Source organism: Streptomyces sp. TP-A0356 (genome assembly GCF_001417775.1).
In the GTDB taxonomy this organism is placed as follows: Bacteria; Actinomycetota; Actinomycetes; order Streptomycetales; family Streptomycetaceae; genus Streptomyces.
In genome coordinates this window covers 426,910-436,248 of the sequence record NZ_BBZJ01000013.1, presented here as the reverse complement: position 1 = coordinate 436,248, position 9,339 = coordinate 426,910, and the positions used below count along the sequence as shown (strand labels likewise).

5 protein-coding genes and 1 pseudogene are annotated in these 9,339 nt (G+C 73.2%); all 6 read left to right on the top strand.

The window, feature by feature from the left end; translation table 11 throughout:
* Positions 1–436: 436 nt before the first annotated feature.
* Positions 437–1,041 (top strand): annotated as a pseudogene (locus ASC56_RS41655) (hypothetical protein); the annotation flags it as partial.
* 48 nt (positions 1,042–1,089) lie between these two features.
* A complete protein-coding gene (locus ASC56_RS05235) occupies positions 1,090–1,866 on the top strand; it encodes a TIGR03936 family radical SAM-associated protein (RefSeq protein WP_055489990.1) in 777 nt (258 codons plus the stop codon).
* 259 nt (positions 1,867–2,125) lie between these two features.
* Complete coding sequence (locus ASC56_RS05230) at positions 2,126–6,487, top strand: ribonuclease E/G (protein ID WP_079102298.1); 4,362 nt, start codon at positions 2,126–2,128, stop codon at positions 6,485–6,487.
* Positions 6,488–6,809: 322 nt separating this feature from the next.
* On the top strand, positions 6,810–7,130 hold the full coding sequence (rplU, locus tag ASC56_RS05225; protein ID WP_055489989.1) for a 50S ribosomal protein L21: 321 nt from the start codon (positions 6,810–6,812) through the stop codon (positions 7,128–7,130).
* Positions 7,131–7,144: 14 nt separating this feature from the next.
* A complete protein-coding gene (gene rpmA, locus ASC56_RS05220; protein WP_055489988.1) occupies positions 7,145–7,399 on the top strand; it encodes a 50S ribosomal protein L27 in 255 nt (84 codons plus the stop codon).
* A gap of 148 nt (positions 7,400–7,547) precedes the next feature.
* Positions 7,548–8,984, top strand: coding sequence for a GTPase ObgE (gene obgE / locus ASC56_RS05215; RefSeq protein ID WP_055489987.1), 1,437 nt, complete (start codon positions 7,548–7,550; stop codon positions 8,982–8,984).
* The last annotated feature ends 355 nt before the right edge of the window (positions 8,985–9,339 follow it).

The following is a 9,339-nucleotide window of genomic DNA, read 5'->3' as shown; positions in this document are numbered from 1 at the left end:
AGGGTCAGCCTCCGGCCGCGAACCCGCAGGGTCAGCCTCCGGCCGCGAACCCGCAGGGTCAGCCTCCGGCCGCGAACCCGCAGGGTCAGCCTCCGGCCGCGAACCCGCAGGGTCAGCCTCCGGCCGCGAACCCGCAGGGTCAGCCTCCGGCCGCGAACCCGCAGGGTCAGCCTCCGGCCGCGAACCCGCCGGCCCAGCCTCCGGCCGCGAACCCGCCGGCCCAGCCTCCGGCCGCCAACCCGCCGGCCCAGCCTCCGGCCGCCAACCCGCCGGCCCAGCCTCCGGCGCAGGCCGGCGGCTAACCCGCCGGCCCAGCCTGAGGGTATGTGGCCGCCGCTTCGTAGGGCCGAACCCCCTTCCGCACCGGGAGGGGGTTCGGTGATGCCCGCATCCGTGCCGGATCCCGAGCACGCACGCCCACCGCGTTGCCGGATCCGTCGTACCGGCGGGATGGCTGTACGCGCGCGTGCTGACGCCGGCCGGGCACGGGATCGCCTGGCTCGCCGCAGGGTGCGCCTGGCTCGTACGTGTGCTCGTGAACGGCGTCTCGGTCGCCCTCTACTGGCTCCTGCGCGTCCTGCGCGTCCTGCTCGTGCTGCCCGCGCTCGCCGTGTGGCGGTGGATCCTCACCCCGGCCGGACGCCTCCTCGCCGCGGTCGGCCGCGAGCTCGGCGCCGCGCTGGGCCATGCCTGGCGCATCGCCGGGCGCGTCTCGCTCGCCGTGGGCCGCTTCCTCGGCACCCTCTTGCGGTGGATCTTCGTGGAGCCGGTGCGCTGGGTGTACCGGACGGTGCTGACGCCCGTCGGTCATCTCGTCCGCGACACGGTGCTGCGGCCCGCCGCCGAGGCCGCACGCGGCCCCGGCCGGGCCGCGCGGCAGGCGCCGGCCGCCGCGCGCGAGACCACGCGGCAGGCCCGGGCCGACCTCCGCCGCGCGCTCTTCGGCGATCCCCGGAGCCGCGGACGGTCTCCCGAGGGGAACCTGTGGCCGGGGAGACACGTACTCTTGGTAGCAGTACGACCGCTCTCACGAAGGACTGAACGACACTGGGCAAGCGACAGCCCGAAGGCCCGCCGCCCGCACCCGCGGTGCAGCGCATTCGACTGCGCTACACCAAGCGCGGCCGCCTCCGGTTCACCAGCCACCGTGACTTCCAGCGCGCTTTCGAGCGTGCGTTGCGCCGTGCCGAGGTGCCGATGGCGTACTCGGCGGGGTTCACGCCGCATCCGAAGGTGTCGTACGCCAATGCCGCACCCACCGGCACGGGCAGTGAGGCGGAGTACCTGGAGATCGCGCTCACCGAGGCGCGCGACCCGGACAAGCTGCGTGCGCTCCTCGATGAGTCGTTGCCCGCCGGGCTCGACATCGTCGAGGCGGTCGAGGCCCACACCGCGGGGCTCGCCGACCGGCTGACGGCGTCGGTGTGGGAGCTGCGCCTGGACGGCGTGGCGCCCGCGGACGTCGGCCCTGCGGTGGTGGCCTTCAACGCGGCCGAGACCGTCGAGGTCCAGCGCATGACCAAGAACGGCGTCCGTACCTTTGACGCCCGCGCCGCCGTCGCGAGTCTGGAGAGTGCGGAGACGCACAGTTCGCAGGCTGATAGGCCGACGGACCAGCCCTGTGCGATACTGCGGCTGGTTGTTCGGCACGTGACGCCTGCCGTACGACCCGACGACGTCCTGTCCGGTCTCCGCGCCGTGGCCGACCTGGCGCCGCCGGTCCCCGCAGCGGTGACCAGGCTGGCGCAGGGGCTGTTCGATGAAGAGACCGGCACGGTGACCGACCCGCTCGCGCCCGACCGCGAGGCAGCAGCGACCGAGCCACCCACGGCCGGCGCGACTGCCGCCGCGACGGCGCCGGAGTAAGGAAGGTTCCGCGAAGGGACGGACGTCGTAGCGCCGCCCTCGTACTCGGGAGCCACCTGGGTCGGGCAGCGCACCGACCAGAAGACTTTCGCCAGGCCGTACGTACATGGCGTACGGAACCGGCGAGACAGGACACAGAGAGCTCCCGTGCGGCGCCCGCGCCCCGGACGGCGGCACCGCGCATCGCGCGAGCCGCGGACGTCACCGGTGATGCCGGACCAGGCGCGGCGCCCGGGAGCCTGACGGGAGAAACGCCCGCATGCTCGAACCAATCGAACCCGTCGAGGGTTCCGAACACAGCACCCCCAGCGACACCCTGCCGCCGCACCGCCGACGCCGAGCCGCGTCGCGCCCGGCGGGCCCGCCGACGGTCGAGGCCGACGCCGCGACGACCGAGGCGACGGCGACCGAGGCGGTGACCGGGACGGCATCGGCCATACCGGCCGCCACGGAGGCCACTGGGGCGGAAGAGATCGAAGAGACGGAAGCGGTGGCCGAGGCTGCCGTGTCCGACGAGGAGACCGAGGCTGCGGCTGCTGCCGTCGGCACCGAGTCCTCCGAGGCCGCCGAGGCGCCTGTGACCACCGCATCCGAGGTGGAGCCTGGTGCCGAGGAGGCGGTTCCGCGTCGTACGCGTCGTCGTGCGACCCGTCGTGTGTCGGCGCCTGCGGGTGCGCCGGAGTCCGCTGAGGCCGTTGAGGTCGTGGTGCCTGCCGTTGGTGAGGTTGCCGAGGTTCCTGAGGCTGCCGAGGCGCCTGTGACCATCGCATCCGAGGCGGAGCCTGGTGCCGAGGAGGCGGTTCCGCGTCGTACGCGTCGTCGTGCGACTCGTCGTGTGTCGGCGCCTGCCGGTGCGCCGGAGTCCGCCGAGGCCGTTGAGGTCGTGGTGCCTGCCGGTGGCGAGGCGCCCGAGGTGTCTGAGGTTGCCGAGGCGTCTGTGACTGTGGCGTCGGAGGTGGAGCCTGGTGCCGAGGAGGCGGCTTCGCGTCGTACGCGTCGTCGTGCGACCCGTCGTGTGTCGGCGCCCGCCGGTGCGCCGGAGTCCGCCGAGGCCGTTGAGGCCGTGGTGCCCCCCGGTGGCGAGGCGCCCGAGGTGCCTGAGGTTGCCGAGGCGTCTGTGACTGCTGCGTCGGCGGTGGAGCCTGGTGCCGAGGAGGCGGCTTCGCGTCGTACGCGTCGTCGTGCCACGCGCCGCGTGTCCGCGCCCGTCGGTGCGCCCGAGTCCGCCGAGGCTCCGGTCGCCCAGCAGGCCGCCGCGGTCGACGAGGCGCCGGTGAGCGAGCCGGAACCTGCCGCCGCCGAGACCCCCGCCGCCGAGACCCCCGAGGCCGAAGAGGCCGCTCCCCGTCGTACCCGTCGCCGGGCCACCCGTCGGGTGGCCGCGCCGACCGGTGCGCCCGCCGGCGACATCGCCGAAGCACGTGTGGAGGCGCCTGTGACCGCCGCCGACGAGACCGAGAAGCCCGCCACCGAAGCCCCCGCGCCCGCCGAGGTCCCCGTCAAGGCGACCGCCGCATCGGAGCCGGTGGCCGAGGACGCCGCCCCCCGCCGTTCCCGCCGTCGCGTGGTCCGCAGGGCCGCCGGTGGTTTCTCCGAGCCCGCCCGCCCGGCCGCCGAGGAGGCCGCCGAGGCCGCGCAGCGGCCCGTGCGGCCCGGGGTTCCCGTGTTCCAGGCGCCGGTGTTCACCGAGCCGATGTTCCAGACCCCCGAGCGGGCCGCCGCTGCGGCCGCCGCCGAGGCCGCGGAGCACGAGGAGGCGCCCGAGGAGGAGGCCGCCGGTTCCCGCCGCCGCCGTCGTAGCCGCGGTGGTGACGAGCAGCCCGTGGCCGTGACGCCCGAGACCACCGACGAGGTGGAGGAGGCCGAGGAGCCGGAGGAGTCCGCCGACGGCGAGGAGGCCGAGGAGCCGGGTTCCCGCAGGCGTCGCCGCCGTGGTGGCCGTCGTCGTCGCCGTGGCGAGTCCGCCGAGGGCGAGGGCGAGTCCGCCGAGGCCGAGGACGCCGAGGAGCTCGCCGCCGATCAGGCCGCGCAGGACGCCGAGGACACCGCCGAGCAGGTGGAGGAGGACGCCGAGGAGGCGGCGGAGGAGCACGGCGAGGAGCCGGGATCCTCCAGCAGCCGTCGTCGCCGTCGTCGCCGCCGCCGGGCCGGTGACGCGGCCGTCGACACCGAGCCGTCCTCCGACGACCCGGAGCGCACGGTCGTCAAGGTCCGCGAGCCGCGAAAGAAGGACGAACACCCGTCCGACGAGGTCCAGTCGATCAAGGGCTCGACCCGCCTGGAGGCCAAGAAGCAGCGCCGCCGCGAGGGGCGCGAGCAGGGCCGTCGCCGCGTCCCGATCATCACCGAGGCGGAGTTCCTGGCCCGCCGCGAGGCCGTCGAGCGCGTGATGGTCGTCCGGCAGAACGGCGACCGTACGCAGATCGGCGTCCTGGAGGACGGTGTGCTCGTCGAGCACTACGTCAACAAGGAGCAGTCGACCTCGTACGTCGGCAACGTCTACCTGGGCAAGGTGCAGAACGTGCTGCCGTCGATGGAGGCCGCCTTCATCGACATCGGCAAGGGACGCAACGCCGTCCTGTACGCCGGTGAGGTCAACTTCCAGTCGCTCGGCATCTCGGGCGGCCCGCGCCGCATCGAGTCCGCGCTGAAGTCCGGACAGCCCGTGCTGGTCCAGGTCACCAAGGACCCGATCGGGCACAAGGGCGCCCGGCTGACCAGCCAGGTCTCCCTGCCCGGCCGCTACCTGGTCTACGTGCCCGAGGGCTCGATGACCGGCATCAGCCGCAAGCTGCCCGACACCGAGCGGGCGCGGCTGAAGACCATCCTCAAGAAGATCGTCCCCGAGGACGCGGGCGTCATCGTGCGCACCGCCGCCGAAGGCGCGAGCGAGGATGAGCTGCGCCGGGACGTCGAGCGGCTGCAGGAGCAGTGGGAGGAGATCCAGAAGAAGTCGAAGAACGGCAACGCGCCGACGCTTCTGTACGGCGAGCCGGACATGACCGTCCGGGTCGTGCGCGACATCTTCAACGAGGACTTCTCCAAGGTCATCGTCAGCGGTGACGAGGCGTGGGGGACGATCCACGGATACGTCTCCCATGTCGCCCCCGACCTGGTCGACCGCCTGCAGAAGTGGACCTCCGAGGTCGACGTCTTCGCCACCTACCGGATCGACGAGCAGCTCGCCAAGGCACTGGACCGCAAGGTCTGGCTGCCCAGCGGCGGTTCGCTGGTGATCGACCGGACCGAGGCGATGGTCGTCATCGACGTCAACACCGGCAAGTTCACCGGTCAGGGCGGCAACCTGGAGGAGACCGTCACCAGGAACAACCTGGAGGCGGCCGAGGAGATCGTGCGTCAGCTGCGGCTGCGTGACCTCGGCGGCATCATCGTCATCGACTTCATCGACATGGTGCTGGAGTCCAACCGGGACCTGGTGCTGCGGCGTCTGCTGGAGTGCCTGGGCCGGGACCGTACGAAGCACCAGGTCGCCGAGGTGACCTCGCTGGGCCTCGTCCAGATGACGCGCAAGCGTGTCGGACAGGGCCTGCTGGAGTCGTTCTCCGAGACCTGCGTCCACTGCAACGGCCGTGGCGTGGTCGTGCACATGGACCAGGTGGCTGCCACCACCACCGGCGGCGGCAAGCGCAAGAAGCGCGGCCGGGGCGGTGCCGAGCACGAGCACGAGGTGGTGGCCGCCGAGGTCGCGGAAGCCGTCGAGGCGCCGGCCGCCGTGGAGACCGAGGCCGAGGTGGCCGTCGAGGCCGCGGCCCCCGCCGCGCTGCCCGAGCCCGCCTTCGCACCCGACGAGGAGCTGTACGGCAGCATCGCGGAGGCAGAGGCCGCGGCTGCCCGGGGCCGTACCCGGCGCCGGGTGACCCGACGGGCGTCGGCTCCGGCCGGTGCGCCGCGGTCCGAGGAGCGCGCGCCCAGGTCCCGTACGAACGAGCGCGCACCCAAGTCGCGTCAGGCCGCGGAGGCGGAGCCGGTGGCGGCCGAGGACCCGGTCGTCGAGGCGCCCGCGCCGGTCGAGGAGGAGGCCGCGCCCAAGGGCCGTGCGCGCCGCCGGGCGACCCGTAAGGCGTCGGCGCCGGCCGGTTCGCCCGCACAGGCCTCGGTGACGGTCGCCGAGTCCGCGCCGCAGGCCGCCGCTTCGCGGGCCGAGGCTCCGGCCGAGCCCGTGGCCGAGCCGGCCGCCGAGCCGGCCGAGGCGCCCGTCGAGAGTGCCGCCCCGGCCCGTCCGCGCCGCCGAGCCGTGCGCAAGGCCACCGCGCCCACCTCGTCCGAGGACACGGCCGTCGTGGTCGTCCCGTCCGCGGCGGAGGCGGCGGGGGCCGAGGCACCGGCTGTGGCGGCCGAGGCACCGGCGGAGGCCGAGGCGGAGGCGTCGGCGCCCGCCAAGAAGGCGGCGCGCAAGACCGCCAAGAAGGCGACGGCGAAGAAGGCCGCCACCAAGAAGACGGCGGCCAAGAAGACGGCGGCCAAGAAGACGGCCGCGAAGAAGACGGCCGCGAAGAAGACGGCCGCCAAGAAGACGACCGCCAAGAAGGCGGCGTCGAAGAAGACGGCGGCGGCCGGGCAGCAGTCCCAGCCGACGGTCTCGGTGTCCACGGAGGGCTGACCCCTCCGACACCGCGGTACCCGCACGTCCGCGGCCCGCCCGGTTCCCTCCGGGCGGGCCGCGGACGTTCCCGCGCCCGGCCGCCGTTCGGCCGGGCCGGCGCCACGGGTCGCGTACCGTACGCGCGTGCGGCGGCCGACGAGGGCCCGGTTTGACCCTTCCGACCCGGACCCGTAATCTTGACCGTCGGCGTGTCCGTTGATGCGCCACATCCCCGTAAACCTCTTCCTCCTGGGCGCCGGGCGCCTCGGGAGAGGCCGTTCGTTGTGCCGGGCGGCTGGACTGCGGGGGTGCCGTTCCCGAGCGAGAGAGTGAGATCCGCGTGTACGCCATCGTGCGCAGCGGTGGTCGCCAGCACAAGGTTGCTGTCGGCGACATCGTTGAGGTTGACAAGATTTCCACTGCCAAGGTTGGCGACACGGTCGAGCTCTCGACCCTGCTCGTGGTCGACGGCGACTCCGTGACCAGCGACCCGTGGGTGCTGGCCGGGATCAAGGTCCAGGCCGAGGTCGTGGACCACCACAAGGGCCAGAAGATCGACATTCTGCGCTACAAGAACAAGACCGGTTACCGCCGTCGCCAGGGCCACCGCCAGCAGTACACGGCGATCAAGGTCACCGCGATCCCCACGGCTGCGAAGTAAGGGACTGAGAAGAGATGGCACACAAGAAGGGCGCATCGTCCACCCGGAACGGTCGCGACTCGAACGCCCAGCGGCTCGGCGTGAAGCGCTTCGGCGGTCAGGTCGTGAGCGCGGGTGAGATCCTGGTCCGCCAGCGCGGCACCCACTTCCACCCCGGCGCGGGTGTCGGCCGCGGCGGCGACGACACGCTGTTCGCGCTGCAGCCCGGTGCGGTGGAGTTCGGCACCCACCGTGGCCGCAAGGTCGTGAACGTCGTCCCGGTCGCCTGACCGGACGTCTTCACGGGCCTTCTGCACGGGCCTTCGCGAGCAATCGCGAATCTTCGCGAGGCGGACCTCACTTCCCGGTCGGGAAGGCGGGTCCGCCTTTCGCTTGTTAGTCGGTACATATCCCATACGTTTCTGGAGGCACTGCACCATGACCACCTTCGTGGACCGCGTCGAACTGCACGTCGCCGCGGGTAACGGAGGCCACGGCTGCGCCTCCGTACACCGTGAGAAGTTCAAGCCGCTCGGCGGCCCCGACGGCGGCAACGGCGGCCGGGGCGGCGATGTGATCCTCACCGTCGACCAGTCGGTCACCACGCTTCTCGACTACCACCACTCCCCGCACCGCAAGGCCACCAACGGCAAGCCCGGCGAGGGCGGCTTCCGCTCCGGCAAGGACGGCCAGGATCTGGTCCTGCCGGTGCCGGACGGCACCGTCGTGCTCGACAAGGCGGGCAATGTGCTCGCCGACCTGATCGGGCACGGCACGTCGTACATCGCCGCCCAGGGCGGCCGCGGCGGCCTCGGCAACGCGGCGCTGGCCTCCGCCCGCCGCAAGGCGCCCGGCTTCGCGCTGCTCGGCGAGCCCGGTGACCTTCAGGACATCGTGCTGGAGCTGAAGACGGTCGCGGACGTGGCCCTCGTGGGCTATCCGAGCGCGGGCAAGTCGTCGCTGATCTCCGTGCTGTCCGCCGCCAAGCCGAAGATCGCCGACTATCCCTTCACCACCCTCGTCCCGAACCTGGGCGTGGTCACCGCCGGCACGACCGTGTACACCATCGCCGACGTCCCGGGGCTCATCCCGGGCGCCAGCCAGGGCAAGGGTCTCGGCCTGGAGTTCCTGCGGCACGTCGAGCGGTGCAGCGTGCTCGTGCACGTGCTGGACACGGCCGCGCTGGAGTCCGACCGCGACCCCGTCTCCGACCTCGACGTCATCGAGGAGGAGCTGAAGGAGTACGGCGGCCTGGGCGACCGTCCGCGGATCGTCGTCCTCAACAAGGTCGACGTGCCGGACGGCAAGGACCTGGCCGAGATGGTGCGGCCGGACCTGGAGGCGCGCGGGTACCGCGTCTTCGAGGTGTCCGCCGTGGCCCACCTCGGGCTGAAGGACCTGTCGTACGCCCTCGCCGACATGGTCGCGAAGGCGCGGGCCGCCAAGCCGAAGGAGGAGGCGACCCGGATCGTCATCCGGCCCAAGGCCGTCGACGACGCGGGCTTCACGGTGACGCGAGAGGACGACGGCCTCTTCCGCGTGCGCGGCGAGAAGCCGGAGCGATGGGTGCGCCAGACCGACTTCAACAACGACGAGGCCGTCGGCTACCTCGCCGACCGGCTCAACCGCCTCGGTGTCGAGGAGGAGCTGATGAAGGCGGGTGCCCGGTCCGGGGACGGCGTAGCCATCGGACCCGAGGAGAACGCGGTCGTCTTCGACTGGGAGCCGTCGGTGATGGCGGGCGCGGAGATGCTCGGCCGGCGAGGCGAGGACCACCGGCTCGAGGGGGTACGTCCGGCTGCGCAGCGGCGCCGGGACCGGCAGGCGGAGCGGGACGAGGCGCAGCGGGAGTTCGACGACTTCGAGCCGTTCTGATCGGTGCCGGGTGGGGGGTTCCGGGGCTGTTCGGTACCCGGGGGTGGGGTGCCCGCCCCCGGGGGCTTCGCCCGGGACCCCCGTATCGGCCTGACGGCCTCGTCCTCGATCGCCGGACGGGCTGAGGGTGGCTGACCCGCGCCCCCAACGCCTGCCCGCGTCGCGCATCCGCACAGCCCCCAGCCCTCGTGAGCGTCCCCGTGTCCAGGAGGCGTGCCCCGCAAGGGAGTTCGGTGAGGGAACAGGCAACCGACCGCGATCGGCGCCGCTTCCTCACCACCGGGGCCGCCGTGCTCGGTGCCGCGGCCGCCGCCCGGCTGTGGCTGCCGCAGGTCGCCCGGGCCGCCGAATCCCC

Bases quoted from the DNA above. Each gene is read 5' to 3' on its own strand.
- ASC56_RS05230 (WP_079102298.1), top strand. From the start codon at position 2,126: ATGCTCGAACCAATCGAACCCGTCGAGGGTTCCGAACACAGCACCCCC.
- rpmA (WP_055489988.1), top strand. From the start codon at position 7,145: ATGGCACACAAGAAGGGCGCATCGTCCACCCGGAACGGTCGCGACTCG.
- obgE (WP_055489987.1), top strand. From the start codon at position 7,548: ATGACCACCTTCGTGGACCGCGTCGAACTGCACGTCGCCGCGGGTAAC.